The organism is Azospirillum sp. B2RO_4 (assembly GCF_051124815.1).
Lineage (GTDB): Bacteria > Pseudomonadota > Alphaproteobacteria > Azospirillales > Azospirillaceae > Azospirillum.
The window spans coordinates 581,968-599,845 of sequence record NZ_CP118487.1 but is presented as its reverse complement, the minus strand read 5'-3'; the positions used below and the strand labels follow the sequence as shown (position 1 = coordinate 599,845).

18 protein-coding genes and 2 tRNA genes are annotated in these 17,878 nt (G+C 66.8%); 12 read left to right on the top strand and 8 right to left on the bottom strand.

Annotated elements, in window-relative coordinates:
- Positions 1 to 33: 33 nt before the first annotated feature.
- On the bottom strand, positions 34 to 984 hold the full coding sequence (locus PWS46_RS20285; RefSeq protein ID WP_434622420.1) for a DMT family transporter: 951 nt from the start codon (positions 982 to 984) through the stop codon (positions 34 to 36).
- Between the two features lie 401 nt (positions 985 to 1,385).
- Between PWS46_RS20285 and PWS46_RS20280 the strand changes: the two genes are divergently transcribed.
- The 8 genes from PWS46_RS20280 to PWS46_RS20245 all read left to right on the top strand — a co-directional run bounded on the left by PWS46_RS20280 (position 1,386) and on the right by PWS46_RS20245 (position 9,385).
- Complete coding sequence (locus PWS46_RS20280) at positions 1,386 to 2,984, top strand: ABC transporter substrate-binding protein (protein WP_434622418.1); 1,599 nt, start codon at positions 1,386 to 1,388, stop codon at positions 2,982 to 2,984.
- A 227-nt stretch (positions 2,985 to 3,211) separates the two neighbouring features.
- Entirely contained in the window at positions 3,212 to 4,222 is a 1,011-nt protein-coding gene (locus tag PWS46_RS20275) for an ABC transporter permease subunit (protein WP_434622416.1), read from the top strand.
- A gap of 9 nt (positions 4,223 to 4,231) precedes the next feature.
- A complete protein-coding gene (locus PWS46_RS20270; protein WP_434622414.1) occupies positions 4,232 to 5,155 on the top strand; it encodes an ABC transporter permease subunit in 924 nt (307 codons plus the stop codon).
- Positions 5,156 to 5,159: 4 nt separating this feature from the next.
- Positions 5,160 to 6,149, top strand: coding sequence for an ABC transporter ATP-binding protein (locus PWS46_RS20265; RefSeq protein ID WP_434622412.1), 990 nt, complete (start codon positions 5,160 to 5,162; stop codon positions 6,147 to 6,149).
- Positions 6,149 to 7,174, top strand: coding sequence for a peptide ABC transporter ATP-binding protein (locus tag PWS46_RS20260; RefSeq protein ID WP_434622410.1), 1,026 nt, complete (start codon positions 6,149 to 6,151; stop codon positions 7,172 to 7,174). The genes PWS46_RS20265 and PWS46_RS20260 overlap by 1 nt, the downstream gene beginning before the upstream one ends.
- 91 nt (positions 7,175 to 7,265) lie before the next feature.
- On the top strand, positions 7,266 to 8,213 hold the full coding sequence (locus PWS46_RS20255) for a lysozyme inhibitor LprI family protein (RefSeq protein WP_434622409.1): 948 nt from the start codon (positions 7,266 to 7,268) through the stop codon (positions 8,211 to 8,213).
- A 97-nt stretch (positions 8,214 to 8,310) separates the two neighbouring features.
- Entirely contained in the window at positions 8,311 to 8,799 is a 489-nt protein-coding gene (locus PWS46_RS20250) for a YajQ family cyclic di-GMP-binding protein (protein WP_149200103.1), read from the top strand.
- Between the two features lie 181 nt (positions 8,800 to 8,980).
- Positions 8,981 to 9,385 carry a hypothetical protein gene (locus tag PWS46_RS20245; RefSeq protein ID WP_434622407.1) on the top strand — a complete coding sequence of 135 codons (405 nt, stop codon included), beginning with the start codon at positions 8,981 to 8,983 and terminating at the stop codon, positions 9,383 to 9,385.
- Positions 9,386 to 9,404: 19 nt separating this feature from the next.
- Here PWS46_RS20245 and PWS46_RS20240 read toward each other — a convergent pair whose 3' ends face one another.
- Entirely contained in the window at positions 9,405 to 9,620 is a 216-nt protein-coding gene (locus PWS46_RS20240; RefSeq protein WP_434622405.1) for a hypothetical protein, read from the bottom strand.
- Between the two features lie 373 nt (positions 9,621 to 9,993).
- Here PWS46_RS20240 and oxlT point away from each other — a divergent pair, with 373 nt between their 5' ends.
- Complete coding sequence (gene oxlT, locus PWS46_RS20235; RefSeq protein WP_434622403.1) at positions 9,994 to 11,289, top strand: oxalate/formate MFS antiporter; 1,296 nt, start codon at positions 9,994 to 9,996, stop codon at positions 11,287 to 11,289.
- Between the two features lie 12 nt (positions 11,290 to 11,301).
- Here the strand turns inward: oxlT and PWS46_RS20230 are convergent, their stop codons facing one another.
- From PWS46_RS20230 to PWS46_RS20220, 3 genes are all read right to left on the bottom strand, one after another.
- Positions 11,302 to 12,204 carry a S49 family peptidase gene (locus PWS46_RS20230; RefSeq protein ID WP_434622401.1) on the bottom strand — a complete coding sequence of 301 codons (903 nt, stop codon included), beginning with the start codon at positions 12,202 to 12,204 and terminating at the stop codon, positions 11,302 to 11,304.
- A 63-nt stretch (positions 12,205 to 12,267) separates the two neighbouring features.
- A complete protein-coding gene (locus PWS46_RS20225) occupies positions 12,268 to 12,990 on the bottom strand; it encodes a tRNA1(Val) (adenine(37)-N6)-methyltransferase (protein WP_434622400.1) in 723 nt (240 codons plus the stop codon).
- Positions 12,991 to 13,034: 44 nt separating this feature from the next.
- Positions 13,035 to 13,241, bottom strand: coding sequence for a DUF2007 domain-containing protein (locus PWS46_RS20220; protein ID WP_085083912.1), 207 nt, complete (start codon positions 13,239 to 13,241; stop codon positions 13,035 to 13,037).
- A gap of 100 nt (positions 13,242 to 13,341) precedes the next feature.
- Here PWS46_RS20220 and PWS46_RS20215 point away from each other — a divergent pair, with 100 nt between their 5' ends.
- The 3 genes from PWS46_RS20215 to PWS46_RS20205 all read left to right on the top strand — a co-directional run bounded on the left by PWS46_RS20215 (position 13,342) and on the right by PWS46_RS20205 (position 14,863).
- Positions 13,342 to 14,358, top strand: coding sequence for a polyprenyl synthetase family protein (locus PWS46_RS20215; protein WP_434622398.1), 1,017 nt, complete (start codon positions 13,342 to 13,344; stop codon positions 14,356 to 14,358).
- Positions 14,359 to 14,502: 144 nt separating this feature from the next.
- A tRNA-Pro gene (locus PWS46_RS20210) sits at positions 14,503 to 14,579 on the top strand.
- A gap of 207 nt (positions 14,580 to 14,786) precedes the next feature.
- Positions 14,787 to 14,863 (top strand) — tRNA-Pro (locus tag PWS46_RS20205).
- Between the two features lie 59 nt (positions 14,864 to 14,922).
- Here the strand turns inward: PWS46_RS20205 and PWS46_RS20200 are convergent.
- From PWS46_RS20200 to PWS46_RS20190, 3 genes are all read right to left on the bottom strand, one after another.
- Positions 14,923 to 15,339 (bottom strand): carboxymuconolactone decarboxylase family protein, encoded by a 417-nt coding sequence (locus tag PWS46_RS20200; protein WP_434622397.1) that lies wholly within the window; start codon positions 15,337 to 15,339, stop codon positions 14,923 to 14,925.
- 172 nt (positions 15,340 to 15,511) lie between these two features.
- Positions 15,512 to 16,222: a metallophosphoesterase family protein gene (locus tag PWS46_RS20195; protein ID WP_434622395.1), complete on the bottom strand. Its 711-nt coding sequence runs from the start codon at positions 16,220 to 16,222 to the stop codon at positions 15,512 to 15,514.
- A gap of 188 nt (positions 16,223 to 16,410) precedes the next feature.
- The gene (locus PWS46_RS20190) at positions 16,411 to 17,850 is read right to left on the bottom strand and encodes a tetratricopeptide repeat protein (protein WP_434622394.1); all 1,440 of its coding nucleotides are present in this window, start codon (positions 17,848 to 17,850) and stop codon (positions 16,411 to 16,413) included.
- Between the last annotated feature and the right edge of the window lie 28 nt (positions 17,851 to 17,878).

The following is a 17,878-nucleotide window of genomic DNA, read 5'->3' as shown; positions in this document are numbered from 1 at the left end:
GATGGGTGGGGCGCCCCGATCAGGCAATAGCATTCAGGCCGCTTCGGCTGCCGGCTCCGCCGCCGGCTTGCGCGCCTGCAGGGTTGCCAGCATCACGCCGGGCAGCACCAGCGCCACCCCCATCAGGTGAAAGCCCTGCAGCGGTTCGGAAAGCAGGACCCAGGACGCCAGCGCCGCCCACAGCGGTGAGACGTACAGCGCGGTGGAGGCGCGCGCGGCCCCCATCATCGCGATGGTCTTCTGATAGGCCAGCAGCGCCAGGACCGAGGCGAACAGCGCCACCGCGACGATCGACAGGACGGTGGAGACGGAGAAGGGCACCGGCCGCACCGCCACCGTCTCCCATGCATAGAAGGGCGCCAGCACCAGCACCCCAGCGAAGGCGTTGGCGGCGAAGGCGGTGACCACCGGCAGGGGTGTGCCCGATTGCCGCAGCAGGATGGTGTAGACCGACCAGGACACCGCCCCGGTCAGCACCAGCAGGTCGCCGCCATTGAAGGACAGGTGGCGCAGGGCGTCCAGATCGCCGCGGGTCAGGATCACCAGAACGCCCGCCATCGCCAGCAGGATGCCCAGCACCTGCCGCGGCCGGATCGCGTCGCCCAGCCAGACGGCGGCGAGCGCCAGGATCATCGCCGGGCTGGTGGCGTAGATCAGGCTGGCGTTGGTGGCGCTGGTCCGCTCCAGCCCGTAATAGACGATGGCCCCCGAAATCCCCTGGCCCAGCACGCCCAGCAGCAGATAGCGGCGCCATTGCCGCTTCAACTGGTTGCGGTGGGTCAGCAGCCCCGGCAGGGCGAAGGGCAGCACGATCAGGAAGGCGATCAGCCAGCGCCAGAAGGCCAGCCCGATCGGCGGCACCACATGCGCGACCGCCCGCCCGACCACCGGGTTGGACGCCAGCAGGGCGGAGCCGACGATGTAGAGGCCATAGGCGGCCAGCGGGCCGGAACGCAGAAAAGACGGCAGGAGCGGAAGCGACATCGCCGGACCGGTATCCGAAAAGGGGTTCCATCACAGGTGCAACCGAGCCTAGCATGACGGGCGAAGGCACCCTTCACGGCGGCTGTGCATGGCAGCCGTCCGACTCCCGTCGGCTGCGGGCATTGCCGGAATGGCCCACCCGGATAACCTGAGTCGCAAGGGAAGGGAGCTACCGATTCGGTAAACCTGATGGTTGGCTTTGCAACTGTTTCGTTTTTAGGGGCGAAAATGTGTCCATACGGACGTATTGGTGCCCAAAAATATGCTCTGCGCCACGGTATAGCCACGTATGCATGTTGGCGTTGACAGGCGCCTTTGCCACGCGCCAAATGGCGGCGCTATTTCCAAAAGCGTTCTGGCAAATTTCCGTACGCTCCAACCGGAATCGGGAGGCAAGACGAATGAAGCGCATCCTGCTGGGTGCCGGGCTAAGTGTGGCCGCGGCGCTGGCGCTGTCGGCGCCGGCCCAGGCGGCGAAGACCCTTGTTTACTGCTCCGAGGGTAGCCCCGAAAACTTCAACCCCATGTTGAATACGACCGGCACCAGTTTCGACGTTGCTCTCCCGGTCTACAACAACCTCGTCCAGTTCGAGTATGGCGGCACCAAGGTCGTTCCCGGCCTTGCCGAGTCCTGGACCATCTCCGACGACGGTCTGGTTTACACCTTCAAGCTGCGTGCCGGTGCCAAGTGGCACAGCGTCGGCGATTTCAAGCCGACCCGCGACGCCAACGCCGACGACGTGATCTTCTCGTTCGAGCGCCAGTGGAAGGCCGACAACCCCTTCCACAAGGTGTCGGGCGGCTCCTACGACTACTTCAACGACATGGCGATGCCGAAGTTGTTGAAGTCGATCGAGAAGGTTGACGATCTGACGGTCCGATTCACGCTGAACCAGGTCGAGGCGCCGTTCCTGGCCAACCTCGCCATGCCGTTCGCGCCGATCATGTCGGCCGAATATGCCGCGATGCTGCTGAAGAAGGGCACGCCGGAGAAGCTGGACCAGGTTCCGGTCGGCACCGGTCCCTTCCAGTTCGTCGCCTATCAGAAGGACGCCGTCGTCCGTTACAAGGCGTTCGATCAGTATTGGGGCGGCAAGCAGCCGCTCGACAACCTCGTCTTCGCGATCACGCCCGATGCGGCGGTTCGTCTGGCCAAGCTGAAGGCCAACGAATGCCAGGTGATGCCGTACCCGAATCCTGCCGACATCGAAGGCATGAAGAAGGACAGCTCCATCGTCGTGCAGGAGCAGGAAGGCCTGAACGTCGGCTACCTGTCCTTCAACGTGACGAAGAAGCCGTTCGACGACGTCCGCGTCCGCCGCGCCGTCAGCATGGCGATGGACAAGAAGGCGATCGTCTCCGCGGTCTATCAGTCCGCCGGCGTCCCGGCCAAGAACCCGATCCCGCCGACCATGTGGTCGTACAACAACGCGATTGAGGATTATCCGTACGACATCGAGCGGGCCAAGAAGCTGCTGGCCGACGCCGGCTACCCCAACGGCTTCGAGACCGATCTGTGGGCGATGCCGGTGCAGCGCCCCTACAACCCCAACGCCAAGCGTATCGCCGAGATGATGCAGGCCGATCTTGCCAAGGTCGGCATCAAGGCGAAGATCGTGCAGTACGAGTGGGGCGAATACCGCAAGCGGATGCAGCAGGGCGAGCACCAGATGGGCATGCTCGGCTGGACCGGCGACAACGGCGATCCGGACAACTTCCTCTACAATCTGCTGGGTTGCGAGGCGGCCCGTCCGGGCGGCAGCAACCTGTCGAAGTGGTGCAACAAGGAGTTCGACGATCTCGTCGTTCAGGCCAAGCGCACCACCGACATCGCCGCGCGCACCAAGCTGTACGAGCAGGCGCAGGTGATCTTCAAGGAAGAGGCGCCCTGGTTCACCATCGCCCACTCGGTGGTTTACGTCGGTCTCGCCAAGAACGTCGTCGGCTTCAAGATGGACCCGTTCGGCGTCCATCGTTTCGAAGGCGTCGACCTGAAGTGATGCGTGGCGCCGCCTCGCAAGAGGGGGCGCGTTCGCAGCCGGTTGCCGGGGCGGGGGCGTGGCGATCACTCTCCCGCCCCGGTCTGAGTTGAGAGACAGTGCCCGTCGCCTGCGAAAGTGGGTGGCGGGATCGAGGTGGGGCAGGTGCCCCTGAGGGAACGGGGCGACGTCGGTTCGGCGCTCCGTTCCGGTTTTCACCGAATTTTTAAAAAAACGAGTACCCGTCGATGCTTCGCTTCATCCTGACGCGGGTGAGCTTGGTGATTCCGACCTTTCTCGGCATCACCTTTCTGACCTTCATCCTGATCCGGCTGGTTCCCGGCGACCCCATCGAGGTGCGCACGGGCGAGAGAGGCATCGCGCCTGAACGGCTGGCCGAGCTGCGCCACGAGATGGGCCTCGACCAGCCGCTGTGGCAGCAGTTCCTCCATTATGTCGGCAACGTGCTGCACGGTGATTTCGGCCTGTCGCTGATCACCCACAATTCGGTCTTGAGCGAATTCCTGACGCTGTTCCCGGCGACGCTGGAACTGGCGCTGTGCGCCATGCTGTTCGCGACGCTGGTCGGGCTGCCCGCCGGCATCGTGGCGGCGGTGAAGCGCGGGTCGCTGTTCGACCATGGCGTGATGGGCCTCAGCCTGACCGGCTATTCGATGCCGATCTTCTGGTGGGGCCTGCTGCTGATCCTGTTCTTCTCGGTCGGGCTGGGCTGGACACCGGTGTCGGGCCGCCTGGATCTGGTCTATTACGTGGAGCCGTCGACCGGCTTCATGCTGATCGACACGCTGAAGGCCGGCGATTACGAGGCGTTCCGCTCCGCGCTCGGCCATCTGGTGCTGCCGACCATCGTGCTGGGCACCGTGCCGCTGGCCGTGGTGGCGCGCATGACTCGCTCCGCCATGCTGGAGGTGCTGGGCGAGGATTACATCCGCACCGCCCGCGCCAAGGGTCTCGCCGATGGCCGGGTCATCGGCATGCACGCGCTGCGCAATGCGCTGATCCCGGTGGTGACCGTCATCGGTCTGCAGGTCGGCACGCTGCTGGGCGGCGCCATCCTGACCGAAACCATCTTTTCCTGGCCGGGGGTCGGCAAATGGCTGATCGAATCGATCAACCGCCGCGACTATCCGGCCCTGCAGGGCGGCATCCTCCTGATCGCCACCTCGGTGATCCTGGTCAACCTGCTGGTGGACGTGCTTTACGGCGTCCTCAACCCCCGCATCCGTCACGCGCGGTGAGGCCAATCCATGTCCGCTGAATATTCGACCAACGCAGAGCCGGCAACCCCCGAACCGGTCGCCGTATCGCGCCCGCCGCATCCGCTGACCGAGTTCTGGTATCACTTCCGCCAGAACAAGGGCGCGCTGGGCGGCCTGGTGGTGATCGCGCTGATCGCGCTGATCGCCATCTTCGCCGGCGTCATCGCCCCGCACGATCCCGACATCCAGTATCGCGATGCGATCCTGACCCCGCCGGTCTGGCAGGATGGCGGCAGCTGGAGCTACATCCTGGGCACCGACGACATCGGCCGCGACATGCTGTCCCGCCTGATGTACGGCGCGCGGCTGTCGATGATGATCGGCCTGATCGTCGTCACCCTGTCGCTGGCCGTCGGGCTGGGGCTGGGGCTGCTCGCCGGTTTCTTCGGCGGGATGACCGACGTGCTGATCATGCGCGCCATGGACATCCTGCTGGCGCTGCCGTCGCTGCTGCTGGCGGTGGTGGTGGCCGCCATCCTCGGGCCGGGGCTGGTGAACGCCATGCTGGCGGTGTCGGTGGTGGTGATCCCGCACTACGCCCGCCTGACCCGCGCCGCCGTGCTGGCGGAGGTGAACAAGGATTACGTCATCGCCTCGCGCGTTGCCGGGGCCGGGCCGATGCGCCTGATGCTGATCGTGGTCCTGCCGAACTGTCTGGCGCCGCTGATCGTGCAGGCGACGCTGGGCTTTTCCACCGCCATCCTGGACGCGGCGGCCCTGGGCTTCCTCGGTCTCGGCGCCCAGCCGCCGACGCCGGAATGGGGCACCATGCTGGCCTCCTCGCTGCAGTTCCTCCAGCGCGCGCCCTGGGTCGTGACCTGGCCCGGCATCGCCATCCTGGTGACCGTGCTGGCCTTCAATCTGTTGGGCGACGGTCTTCGCGACGCGCTCGACCCCAAGCTGAAACGTTGACCTCATGCCTCTTCTCGACATCAAGAACCTGTCGGTCGAGTTCACCACCCGCGCCGGCACCTTCCGCGCGGTGGATGGCATCGACCTGACCGTGGACGAAGGCGAGGTCGTCGGCATCGTCGGCGAATCCGGCTCCGGCAAGTCCGTGACTTCGCTGGCCGTGATGGGGCTTCTCGGCTCCAACGGCCGGGTGGTCGCCGACCGGATGACGTTCGGTGGCCGCGACCTCCTGACCATGCCCGCCGCCCAGCGCCGGAAGATCACCGGCAAGGACGTCGCCATGGTCTTCCAGGAGCCGATGACCAGCCTGAACCCCTGCTTCACCGTCGGTTTCCAGATCATGGAAACCCTGCGGGTGCATGAGGGCTTGTCCGGCAAGGCGCTGCGCAACCGCGCCATCGCGCTCTTGGAGCAGGTCGGCATCCCGGCGCCGGAATCGCGCCTGTCCGCCTTCCCGCACCAGCTGTCGGGCGGCATGAGCCAGCGCGTGATGATCGCCATCGCCATCGCCTGCAACCCGCGCCTGCTGGTGGCGGACGAACCGACGACAGCGCTGGACGTCACCATCCAGAAGCAGATCCTCGACCTGCTGGTCCAGCTGCAGCGCGAGCGCGGCATGGCGCTGATCCTGATCACCCACGACATGGGCGTGGTGGCGGAAACGGCGCAGCGAGTCGTCGTCATGTATGCCGGTCAGGTGGCGGAGACGCGACCCGTCGGCTCCCTGTTCGAGCGGCCGCGTCACCCCTACACCGGCGCCCTGCTCGACGCCCTGCCGGAGCGGGCGTTGGGCAAGCGCCGACTGCCGACCATTCCCGGCATGGTGCCGGGCATCGCCGACCGGCCGGCCGGCTGCCTATTCAGCCCGCGCTGCCGCTTCGCCGACGCCCGCTGCCGTGCCGAGCGCCCGGCCCTGTTCGATGTGGACGACGGGCGCGCCCGCTGTTTCTACCCGCTGCCGGACGGCCATCTCGCCGCCGGGGAGGCGCTGTGATGAGCACCCAGACCGAGTCCAATACCGGCCCCCACATTTTCGAGGCCGCGGCCGAGCGGTCGGTCGTGCTGGAGGCGCGCGACCTGCGCAAGCACTATGCGGTCAAGCGCGGCGCCTTCAAGCCGCTGGCAACGGTGAAGGCGCTTGACGGCGTGTCCTTCCGTCTGCAGGCCGGCAAGACGCTGGCGGTGGTCGGCGAGTCGGGCTGCGGCAAGTCGACGCTGGCCCGCTCCGTCACCATGATCGAGCCGCCGACCTCCGGCGAGCTGCTCTATGACGGCCGCGAGGTGGTCGGGCGCAGCGCGGCGGAGATGAAGGAACTGCGCCGCACGGTGCAGATGGTCTTCCAGAACCCCTACGGCTCGCTGAACCCGCGCAAGACGGTCGGCTCCATCCTGACCGAGCCGCTGGTCATCAACACCGACATGGACAAGCACGAGCGGCGCGACCTCGCGGTGGCCATGATGGGGAAGGTGGGCCTGCGTCCCGATCAGGTCGACCGCTATCCGCACATGTTCTCCGGCGGCCAGCGCCAGCGCATCGCCATCGCCCGCGCCCTGATGCTGAACCCGCGCGTCGTCGTGGCGGACGAGCCGGTGTCGGCGCTCGACGTGTCGATCCAGGCGCAGGTGCTGAACCTGATGATGGACCTGCAGGAGGAGCTGAACCTAGCCTACCTGTTCATCTCCCACGACCTCAGCGTGGTGCGGCACATCGCCGATTCGCTGATGGTGATGTATCTGGGCAAGCCGGTGGAGCATGGCGCCAAGGACGTGGTCTTCACCCGGCCGCGCCATCCCTACACCCGCATCCTGCTGGCGGCGACGCCGCGGGTTAACCCGGATCTGCGGGTCGACCGGGTGGTGCCGAAGGGCGAACTGCCGTCGCCGCTGAACCCGCCGCCCGGCTGTGCCTTCCACAAGCGCTGCCCCTTCGCCACCGACCGCTGCGCCGCCGAGGTTCCGGCCCTGCGTCCGGTCGATGAAAGGCTGGTCGCCTGCCATTACGCCGAAGAGATGAACTGAGGGGTTGCGGAAGAATGACCCCGGCCGCTCTTGCGGCGGTCGGGTTGCCTCTGCTCCACTGTCGCAGTTTCCTTCGACTGGACATCGCGACATGGCCCGCCTTCCTGCCGCCGTTTTCTGCCTGGCGCTCGTCCCCGCCTTTGCCGGTCCGGCGATTGCCGCCAGCTTCGACTGCGGCAAGGCCGGCAGCGCGGTCGAAAGGTCGATCTGCTCGACCCCGGCGCTCGACGCCGCCGACGCGGCGATGGGTGCCGGCTACAAGGCGCTGCTCGGCGATCTGGCTGCCGACGAGGCGGGACGGAGCTTCGCCCGCGCCGAACAGCGCGCCTGGACCTTGCGGCGCAACCGCGCCTGCGGCTTTGACGCCAAGGCCGGCGGCAATGCCGGTTCGGGCTCTGACGATCCCGCCGATTGCCTGCAGGCGGAAACCGAACGGCGGACGCGGCAGCTTGCCGCCCTGAGGGCCGGCCCCGCCCTGGGCGCGCGGCTGCGCACGGTGCTGCTGACCGAAGGACGTCCCGGCTCCCGCCTTCATATCCAGGCCGAGCGGCCGGAAATCGCCGATCCCGCCTATCCAGGGGCGGTGGCTTTCAACGACACGGTACGCCGCTTCGTCGATGGCGAAATCCGCCGGTTCCGCGAGAGCTCCGCCGATCTGCCCGACCGGATCGAAGCCGAATTGATCCTGACCGCCGACAGCTATGTCGTCACCCCCGCTCTGCTGTCCGTCCAGTTCCGTGGCGAGGGGGTGCAGGGAAACGGCTTCCGCTATGCCGCCGCGCTGACGGTGGATTTGGTGCGCGGTGATGTGCCGACCCTGGCGCGGATGTTCGGCGCGGAATCCTGGCTGACGGTGGCCATCGCCGCCTGCCGTAGGGAACTTGCCGCCGATCCGGATCTGGTGCCGGAATGCGACGGCCCCGACCTGCGGGATCCGCGCAGTTGGCGCCTCGAACCGGATCGGGCGGTGGCGACCTTGCTGCTGCCGGGCAAGGAGCTGCGGGAAATCGTCATTCCCTTCCATCCGCCGACCCGTTGACGGGAACCCGGCCGCAGCTGTCTGTTGAGTGTGGCGGCCGTCTTCTTTACGGTGCGGCCGATTCGTTCTTCAGCCGTCCTATAGGGAGAGAGCCGCCATGCCGTCCTTCGACATCGTGTCCAAGACGGACGTCCACGAGGTCGACAACGCCATCGCCGGCGTCCGTCGCGAGATCGAGACCCGGTTCGACTTCAAGGGCTCCAAATGCACGGTCGAGCGGACCGAGAACGAGATCGTTCTGCTGGCCGACGACGCCACCAAGCTGGAGCAGATGCAGGAGCTGCTGCGCGTCTATGTGACCCGCCGCAAGCTGGATGCCGCCGCGCTCGACTTCTCCGCCAAGCCGGAGCGGGCGGCGGGCGACGCGCTGCGCCATGCCGTGACGATCAAGCAGGGAATCGCGCAGGATTTGGCGAAAACCATCGTCAAAGGGATCAAGGACAGCAAGATGAAGGTCCAGGTCTCGATCCAGGGCGACGAGCTGCGGGTGACCGGCAAGAAGCGCGACGACCTGCAGGACGCCATCGCCCTGGTCAAGCGGCTGGGCATCGAGCAGCCGCTGCAGTACCAGAATTTTCGCGACTGATTGGCCGCGGCATGGGCAAGGCTTGCCGGCCGCTGGGAAACTTCTGCCGGGTGGCTGGGTAAATTTTGCCGGTCAAATCGTCGCAGGGGTGGCTGTGAGGCTTGCGATCCGCCGGTTGTGTTGATGGCGTGATTATTGCGTGTGTCCCTGCGGTTCGCCACTAACCGCAGGGAATCGTCCCATGTCGATGATGGCCAACAGCGAGGCCACGCAAGCCATGCGCATCCGGGCGGAAGACGTCCTGGAGCGCAAAGGGACGTCCGCGTCCCGGCAGGCGGGGGCGCTGGCCGGCCAGTTCGCGGCGATGCTGGAAACCCTCAACGGGGTGGGGGAGGCCGGAACCTCCGCCGATGCAACCGGCGTGGTGCCGAATGCCCAGCCCTCGGTGCGTCTCGGCGTCGGTGCCGTCACCCTGTTCGCCCAGGAAGAGGGGCAGGGCGAGGCCGCCATGGATCCTGCATCGATGGTGCCCGATCCCCAGGACCCGGCGACCGCCATGCAGGTGGTGGAAAGCGCCATCCAGGCCGGCGACGGAACGAACTTCCGCTGGCTCACCACCCTGATGACGCAGAACTCCGCGGCTTAGCCTTTCTTAAATATTCCGCTCAGAAGCCCCGACCGAACTCGGCCCAGGACTGCGCGACGTCCGCCGATTCCGGCTTGCGCTTGCCGCCGCCGTGCCGGATGCGGAAGCCGGCGAACAGGTCGGCCATCGCGATCTGCGTCAGCGCCTCGGCAAAGGTGAAGCCGGCGGGAGCGATGCCGGCGGGCGCCAGGACGGCGGGACCGGCGAACGGGCGGCTCAGAATGCTCGACATCATGTGATTTCCCCTTGCTGCGGCACCGTCCGCCGGCGCCGTCGACCATGAGCGGATCATGCGCCCGGTTCGGCGCTGCAGCAAGATATTCTGTATACCAGATACCGTATTTCAAATATGTGTTCGCCGCATGGCTCGGGCTTGACAGTTTTGTTCGCGGGTCAAGCAATACGCGCATGCCAGCAATCGCAAAAAAGCGAGCCTTTTCAACGCATTCCACGATGTGGAAAAGAATTACGCATTCGGTATCCGGTATTTGGAATACGGACTGTTGGGGCGCACAGTCATCTCCGAACGGCGCATGACGCGGTGCGATACGGATCGACCGCCGCACTCCGAGCCTCTTGCGCCCCCACGTTCAACGGGACTTTGGGGCATGACCACAGAGACGACCGAAGACCGCGGTCTTCTGACAAACAAATGGTTCCAGCTCAGCGTCGGCCTGCTGTGCATGGCGATGATCGCCAACCTGCAATATGGCTGGACGCTGTTCGTCGATCCCATCGACGCCAAGCATGGCTGGGGACGTGCAGCCATCCAGATCGCCTTTTCCATCTTTGTCTTCACCGAAACCTGGCTGGTCCCGGTCGAAGGCTGGTTCGTCGACCGCTACGGCCCGCAGGCGGTGGTGCTGGTCGGCAGCCTGCTGGTCGGCGGCTCCTGGGTGATCGACAGCCAGGCCACCTCGCTGCCGATGCTCTACACCGCGGCGGTGATCTCCGGCATCGGCGCCGGCTGCGTCTATGGCACCTGCGTCGGCAACGCGCTGAAATGGTTCCCGCAGCAGCGCGGTCTGGCCGCCGGCGTCACCGCCGCCGGTTTCGGCGCCGGTGCCGGCGCCACGGTCATTCCGATCGCCAACATGATCGCCAACCAGGGCTACGAGCATGCCTTCCTGGTGTTCGGCATCGGGCAGGGCGTGGTGATCTTCGTGCTGTCCTTCTTCCTGCGCAAGGCGCCGAAGTCCAACGCGGCGGCGCGCAAGACCGGCCCGGCCCAGACCAAGGTCGACCATCCGCCGGCCCGCGTCATCCGCACGCCGGTCTTCTGGCTGCTCTACCTGATGTTCGTTATGGTGGCGTCCGGCGGCCTGATGGCGGCGGCCCAGATCGCGCCGATCGCCCATGACTTCCACGTCGCCGATTCGCCGATCAACATGTTCGGCTTCATCCTGCCGGCCCTGACACTGGCGATTTCGCTGGACCGCGTGCTGGACGGCGCCGGTCGGCCCTTCTTCGGCTGGGTGTCCGACCGCATCGGCCGCGAGAACACCATGTTCATCGCCTTCGGCACCGCCGCCATCGCCATCGTCCTGGTGACGCAGCTGGGCCGCAACCCGATCATGTTCGTGATCTTCACCGCGATGTTCTTCTGCGTCTTCGGCGAGATCTACAGCCTGTTCCCGGCCACCGCCGGCGATACCTTCGGCTCGAAATTCGCGACGACGAATGCCGGCATGCTCTACACCGCCAAGGGCACGGCGGCGCTGCTGGTCCCGATCAGCAGCATCATCGCCGGCCATTTCGGCTGGCAGGCCGTGTTCTATATCGCCGCCAGCTTCAATCTGGTGGCGGCGATCCTGGCGATGTTCGTCCTGAAGCCGCTGCGTGCCAGCTTCATCCAGGCCGACGATTACGGATTGCAGACCGCAACCGTCACCGTCGACCGCTGACGGCGGGCTTCCTCAACGCCCCAGCCTGGCCCAGGCCGCCCAATCGTCCAGCGACGTGCGGGCGGCCGTCACCAGGGCCTCGGCGAAGGCCTCATGCGCCCCGGACTCCAGTGCCGGGGCGTTGCCGTATCCGGCGCGCAGCCCAGTCCGTAGGCCCAGCCGCCGCAGCATGCCGCGCTCCTGCTGCACCACGCGCAGCCGCACCTTCTCGCCGAACCGCCCGCGCATCACCGAGCGCAGGTCGCCCAGCCCGTCGATCAGGCCGAGGGCCAGCGCCCGGCGCCCGGCCCAGAAGGCGCCGGAGAACAGCTCCTCCTCCGATCCGGTCAGCCGCGTGCCGCGCCGCGCCCGCACCATCGCCTTGAACGCCTCGTGCACATCGGCCTGCAGCGCCTTCAGATGGGCGACACCGTCCTCGCGCTCCGGCGAGAAGGGGTCGAGCAGCACCTTCTTGTCGCCGGCGGTGTAGAGCCGCCGCTCGATGCCATGACGCTCGATCAGCGCATGCAGCCCGAAGCCCGACGACACCACGCCGATGGAGCCGACGATGGAGCTTTCGTCCGCCCAGATCTCGTCCGCCGCGCAGGCCAGCCAGTAGCCGCCCGACGCCGCCGCGTCCTCGCAGAAGGCGAAGACCGGCACCTTTTTCTCCTCGGCCAGATCGCGGATCCGCTTGGCGATCAGCGCCGACTGCACCGGTGAGCCGCCCGGCGAGTTGATGATCAGCGCCACCGCCTTCTGGTCCTTCGGTGCGAAGGCGCGTTCCAGCAGCGGGGCGACACCGGCCAGCGACAGGCCGGAGCGGAAGGGGCCGCCCTGGCCGATGACCCCGGTCAGGCGGACGACGGACACCAGCGGCCCGGCCTTGCGCCAGGGGCCGAAGGGGAGTTTGGCGAGGAGGGATTGCAGGCTCATGCCGGCAGAGATGGGAGTGTAGTCTCCCGATTGAAAGGCTCCGTTCCCGCTAAATCGGCCCTATTAGATAGCCAGTGCTTCGGCATCCCACAGGATCCGCTCCGCCGCCGGGCTGTAGCCGCCTTCGGCCCTGTGTACGGTCAGGCCGGCGGTCAGCCGGGCCGGCGCCTTGCCGCCCTTACGGGCGACCAGCAGCAGCCGCTTGGCCTCCACCCCCGGCTTGGGCCACAGCGGCACCAGCACGAGGCTGCCGAACCGGCCGCGCAGCGCGTGCAGGATGTCGTCGATCCGGTCGGCGCGGTGGACCATGGTCAGCGTGCCGCGCGGCTTCAGCATGCGGTCGGCGAAGCGCATCCAGTCGGCCAGCCCCGCCGCCCCCTCCACATTCGCCGCGGCCTTCCAGTCGTCGGGCGGGACGCTGGCGGCACCCGCCTTCAGATAGGGCGGATTCATCATCACGCGGTCGAATCCGACGGTCCCGAGCGCCTCGGGCGGGTCGAGCAGGTCGCCCTGGACCACCGTCACCCGCTCCGCCACGCCGCTGAGTGCTGCATTGCGGCGGGCGAAGTCGCAGGCGTCGGCCCGTTGTTCCAGCCCGACCACCGCCACGCCCGGAACCCGGACGGCGAGGCACAGTGCCGCAGCCCCGGTTCCGGTGCCGACGTCCAGCACCCGCTCCCCGGCTGTGGCGGCGGTGATGGCGGCGAGGAAGACGGGGTCGATGGCGGCGCGATAGCCGCCGTCCGGCTGGTGCAGCCGAACCCGGCCGTTCAGCAGGAAATCCACCGGGGGTTCCAGACTTTGTTCCGGAGACGTAACGATAGGGTCGCTCACGCTTCGCCGGCCTCGCGCAGGATGCGGAGGGCTTGTGCGGCGTCCTCCGTTCCGACCATCAGCCGTCGGGGAATGGCGCCGATGGAGCCCTCCAGGATGCTGGTGTAGCTGTCCAGCACGATGGCCTCGATGCCGGCATCGGCCAGCAGGGCGACCAGCCAGGACAGGCGGACGGGGTCGGTGGTGCGCAACAGTTCGGTCATGACGTCTCGAAAGAACGGTCCCCTGCGGACTTGACCGAAGAGGCTAGGCCGTTATGCTCCCTAGCGCAAATTCTGGCGTCAATCACCCGTGGAGTCGACCTTGGCGGTCGTGACCAACTTCGAGCCGAAACGGCGCAAGTCTACCCCGCTCGACGACCTGACCGCTTTGGTGGCCGAGGACCTCAGCGCCGTCAACCAGATCATCCTCGACCGCATGCAGTCGCAGGTCGAGATGATTCCCCAGCTGGCCGGTTATCTGATCGCCGCCGGCGGCAAGCGCCTGCGCCCGGTGCTGACGCTCGCCGCCGCCAACATGTGCGGCTATCAGGGGGAGCATCACCGGCTGCTGGCCGCGGTGGTGGAGTTCATCCACAGCGCCACCCTGCTGCATGACGACGTCGTTGACGAAAGCGACCTGCGGCGCGGCATGGCCTCGGCCAATGCGGTGTTCGGCAACAAGGCCAGCGTGCTGGTCGGCGACTTCCTGTTCTCACGCGCCTTCGAGATGATGGTGGAGGTGCAGTCGCTCGACGTGCTGCGCATCCTGTCCGGCGCCTCGGCCATCATCGCCGAGGGCGAGGTGCTGCAGCTGCGCACCACCAACGACACCGAGACCAGCGAGCAGGCCTATCTGGAAGTCATCAAGGGCAAGACGGCCGAGCTGTTCGCCGCCGCCTGCCGCGTCGGCGCCGTCGTCGCCAACCGCCCGCAGGCGGAGGAATTGGCGCTCTACGACTACGGCATGAATCTCGGCATCGCCTTCCAGCTGGTCGACGACGTGCTGGACTACTCGGCTTTGCAGGCGAAGCTGGGCAAGACGGTCGGCGACGATTTCCGCGAGGGCAAGATCACCCTGCCGGTCGTGCTGGCCTTCCGCCGCGGCAACGACGAGGAACGCGCCTTCTGGCGCCGGGTGATGGAGGATCTCGACCAGAAGGACGGCGACCTTGAGCGTGCCCAGACGCTGATGGCCCGCCACAACGCCCTGAAGGACACGGTGGAGCGGGCGCGCCATTATGGTTCCATCGCCCGCGACAGCCTGGGCCTGTTCGCCGACGGGCCGATCAAGCAGGCCCTGCTGGAAGTCATTGATTTCGTGATCGATCGCGATTTCTGACGGCTTGTCCGCCGGGCCGGGAGGGGCCGGATCTTTTTGGCCGATGACGCATTTTTTGCGTTGCGCGCCGGAGCGCGAACGTTTATACACCCCCTCCACCGGCGGACGACGCACTCCAGAGTGACGGGCCGCCGGTGACAGGACCGGAGAGTAGCTCAGCCTGGTAGAGCACTGCTTTCGGGAGGCAGGGGCCGGAGGTTCGAATCCTCTCTCTCCGACCAACAAGACAAGGGCTTCCGGAGAAATCCGGGAGCCCTTCGTCGTTTCAGGGGTCCGCTTGGCATGGCAAAACGGCACCTCAAAACAGGTTGGCAAAAATGCGCCCGTCAGGCTGTGACTTTGCATTGCGCCGCCGGCCGGAACCGTTTATACACCCGCTCCACCGACGGATGACGCACTTCAGAGTGACAGGCCGCCGGTGACAGGACCGGAGAGTAGCTCAGCCTGGTAGAGCACTGCTTTCGGGAGGCAGGGGCCGGAGGTTCGAATCCTCTCTCTCCGACCATAAAGACAAGGGCTTCCGGAGAAATCCGGAAGCCCTTTGTCGTTTCGGACCGGTGCCGATCAGGCGGCGCGTTGCTGTTGCGACATCTGGCTCCGCACATGGTCGCAGGCCTGATCGACCTCCCGTGTGAAGGTGTCGTAATTCACCTGCATGCCATTCAGGTAGGCACTCCAGCCCGCGCTGGACTTTGCGTAATGAACGGCGGCCTCGATCTCGTCCGGTGTCGCGCCGAACAGTTTGGCGAGCGCCGTATGATAGAAGGCGCAATACCGGCACTTTGTGACGGCAGCAATCCCCAGACCAATCAGTTCGCGGTACTTCTGTGGAATCGGCCCGTCATCGACTTGTACGGCCTTGAACAGGCGCCATTCGGCTTCGATGGTGGTGTCGGGCAGTTCCTTGAAGAAGGATGGAACCAGCCCGAAGATGTCGGTGATCTCCTGGTATACGGCTTGGCGATCCGTTTTGCGATCCATGTGCCCCTCCCTGAGGTGAGGCGTGGGCATGCCGCAAGATGTGCGGGCACGCTCGCGTCGAAGGCGGCCATTATGCGCCGTGAAACGTCGGCTGGACCTTTCCATTGCGGCAGATGTGCTTTTTAGCCCTTGTTCCGGCGCCGATTCCCCCAATTACGGCCAGAGCCCCCCTTCACACCGTGCACAGGAACCGCCGATCCGTCCCCTCCAGCACCAAGGCGGTCAGGCGGTTGGTGGCGTAGGCGCCGGTGTCGATGCCGATGCGGTTGGACAGCAGTTCGGGCTCCGGCGCGATGGTGTGACCGTGGACGACCACCTTGCCATGATCGGCGCGCGAGGACAGGAAAGCATCGCGGATCCACATCCGGTCCTGGTCCTCCTGCCAGTCGAGCGGGACGCCGGGGCGGATTCCGGCATGGACGAAATGATAGTCGCCGATGGTCAGGTGACAGCGCAGACCGGTCAGAAAGGCGCGGTGGTGGGCCGGCAGCAGGCTGTTCAGCATCATCTGCGCCTGCTGCAGGTGCTCCATCGGCGCATCGGGGTCGGGGGCTGGGATGCCGTAGCTCTCCAGCGTCGTGTCGCCACCATAGGTCAGCCAGCCGGGCGCCACGCGCAGGTCCGACAGGAAGCCCAGCATGGTGTCCTCGTGGTTGCCACGCAGGAACACCGCGCCGAAGGCCGGCGGCAGCCCGCAGGCGAGCCGTTCGATCACCAGCCGCGAATCCGGGCCGCGGTCGACATAGTCGCCGAGAAAGACGAGGTATTTCAGCAGGTTCGGCGCCTGTTCGGCGTCGCGCAGGATCTGGCCCAGCATCTGGTCGAGCAGGTCGAGCCGGCCATGGATGTCGCCGACCGCATAGACGCGCATGCCGCGCGGCACCGATGCCGGTCCTGCCCGGCCGCCAAAGGGACCGGTCGAGGGAGCGCCCGAAACGGCCTCCGTCCACAGTTTGCGTGCCAAGCTCAACACGACATCGGTCTCGAATTCGTCACATCCGTCCCTTCACCTGTGTCCGGGCCGTTTCCCCTTCAAGGGGTTCCCGGTGTTGCACCGCATTTGCGCCGCTTTCAGTCGATCGGTGATATGAGGTCGCGCGACGACAGCAGCGGCCGGCGCAGCCGCCCGGCAGCGATGTCGGCGCGCAGCGTCTCGCCGTCCGCGGTGCGCACGCGCTCCAGCTCCGCCCGATTGGCCTCGAAGAAGGGGTTCTGCTCCGACGAGTTGGCCGGCCGGGCATGCTCCAGATGATAGAGCGGTCCCGGCACCCGCTCGACGCCGAGCCCCAGCCGGCGGAAGCGCTCGACGATCTCGTCATCCTCATAGCCCCAGGACAGGAACGCCTCGTTGTAGCCGCCGTTGGCGAGCAGCCGGTCCCGGTCGAAGAAGGCGCCGCCGCCGGGAGAATTGCGGTGCATCAGCGGGAAGCGGGGGCAGACGGCGTTCAGCGGCGCCGCCGACAGGGTGTGGCCGAAACGCAGGACCTCCCGCCCCATGATCCAGAAGAACAAGCCGTTGTAGGGGAAGACCAGCCCGCCGCCCCGGCGCACGGCGTCGCGCGCCAGCACATACTGCACCGGGTCCACCACGATGTCGGTGTCGTGCAGGGCGACGATGGGCGTCTCCGCCGCCTCGGCCATGCGGTTGATGAGGTGGGCCTTGTGGGTGAAGGGCGTGTCGTTGCCGCGCAGATGCAGGTGGCGGCAGCGGGCGGCCAGTTCGGGACCGAGCGCGTCCGGTACGTCGCTCGGCCCATTCTTGTCCTCACCGATCAGGATCGTGGCATCGACATGCTTCAGCAGGAAACCGACGATCCAGCGCAGATTGCGCCGGCGGTCGTCGCTGTCGGCGCGGAAGGGGATCAGGATGGTGGTGTCGCGCAGGTCGTGCCGCCCATCCGGCAGCCGCGCCGCCATCGCCGCGCTGCGGATGCGGAAGGCCTCCTCCTGCGCCGCCAGCCTTTCCCGCGATAGGTCGTCGGCGGGATTCAGCGCCAGCGCCATCTCGTAGAAATGCACTGCGGCGCCGGGCCGGCCCAGATCGGCGGCGATGTCGCCATGCTGGCGCCAGCCGGCGGGATAATGGGGGTGGCGCCCCAGCAGGGTGTCCAGCACCGCCAGCGCCTCGTCCAGGCGGCCGGCGCCCTGCAGCGCTTCGCTCAGGTGGTATTCGGCATCGGGAAAATCGGGGCGCAGCGCCAGGGCCTGACGGTAGGCGACGATCGCCTCCTCCGTCCGCAATGCGCGGTGATGCAGCGTGCCCAGGTTGAACAGTGCGTCGGCATCGGGCACCCGCTCCACCGAGCGGGTCAGCAGATCCAGCGCCCGGTCCATGTCGCCGCGGCGGCCGGCGATGAAGCCCATCCGGTGCAGCGCCTCGGCATTGCCGGGGTCGGCGTCGAGGATGCGGGCATAGAGCTCCTCCCCCTCGTCCAGGCGCCCGGACTTCAGGTGGTCGAGCGCGATGGCGAGCGCCTCGTCGAGGGTAACAGTCCGGCCGCCGTTGGGCATGGGTGTCATTCCGTTGCGTATTGAAGGA

What these genes read in the sequence shown, in the direction of transcription:
- PWS46_RS20285 (WP_434622420.1), bottom strand. Translation starts at nt 984, where the DNA reads ATGTCGCTTCCGCTCCTGCCGTCTTTTCTGCGTTCCGGCCCGCTGGCC.
- PWS46_RS20280 (WP_434622418.1), top strand. Translation starts at nt 1,386, where the DNA reads ATGAAGCGCATCCTGCTGGGTGCCGGGCTAAGTGTGGCCGCGGCGCTG.
- PWS46_RS20275 (WP_434622416.1), top strand. Translation starts at nt 3,212, where the DNA reads ATGCTTCGCTTCATCCTGACGCGGGTGAGCTTGGTGATTCCGACCTTT.
- PWS46_RS20270 (WP_434622414.1), top strand. Translation starts at nt 4,232, where the DNA reads ATGTCCGCTGAATATTCGACCAACGCAGAGCCGGCAACCCCCGAACCG.
- PWS46_RS20265 (WP_434622412.1), top strand. Translation starts at nt 5,160, where the DNA reads ATGCCTCTTCTCGACATCAAGAACCTGTCGGTCGAGTTCACCACCCGC.
- PWS46_RS20260 (WP_434622410.1), top strand. Translation starts at nt 6,149, where the DNA reads ATGAGCACCCAGACCGAGTCCAATACCGGCCCCCACATTTTCGAGGCC.
- PWS46_RS20255 (WP_434622409.1), top strand. Translation starts at nt 7,266, where the DNA reads ATGGCCCGCCTTCCTGCCGCCGTTTTCTGCCTGGCGCTCGTCCCCGCC.
- PWS46_RS20250 (WP_149200103.1), top strand. Translation starts at nt 8,311, where the DNA reads ATGCCGTCCTTCGACATCGTGTCCAAGACGGACGTCCACGAGGTCGAC.
- PWS46_RS20245 (WP_434622407.1), top strand. Translation starts at nt 8,981, where the DNA reads ATGTCGATGATGGCCAACAGCGAGGCCACGCAAGCCATGCGCATCCGG.
- PWS46_RS20240 (WP_434622405.1), bottom strand. Translation starts at nt 9,620, where the DNA reads ATGATGTCGAGCATTCTGAGCCGCCCGTTCGCCGGTCCCGCCGTCCTG.
- oxlT (WP_434622403.1), top strand. Translation starts at nt 9,994, where the DNA reads ATGACCACAGAGACGACCGAAGACCGCGGTCTTCTGACAAACAAATGG.
- PWS46_RS20230 (WP_434622401.1), bottom strand. Translation starts at nt 12,204, where the DNA reads ATGAGCCTGCAATCCCTCCTCGCCAAACTCCCCTTCGGCCCCTGGCGC.
- PWS46_RS20220 (WP_085083912.1), bottom strand. Translation starts at nt 13,241, where the DNA reads ATGACCGAACTGTTGCGCACCACCGACCCCGTCCGCCTGTCCTGGCTG.
- PWS46_RS20200 (WP_434622397.1), bottom strand. Translation starts at nt 15,339, where the DNA reads ATGGATCGCAAAACGGATCGCCAAGCCGTATACCAGGAGATCACCGAC.
- PWS46_RS20190 (WP_434622394.1), bottom strand. Translation starts at nt 17,850, where the DNA reads ATGCCCAACGGCGGCCGGACTGTTACCCTCGACGAGGCGCTCGCCATC.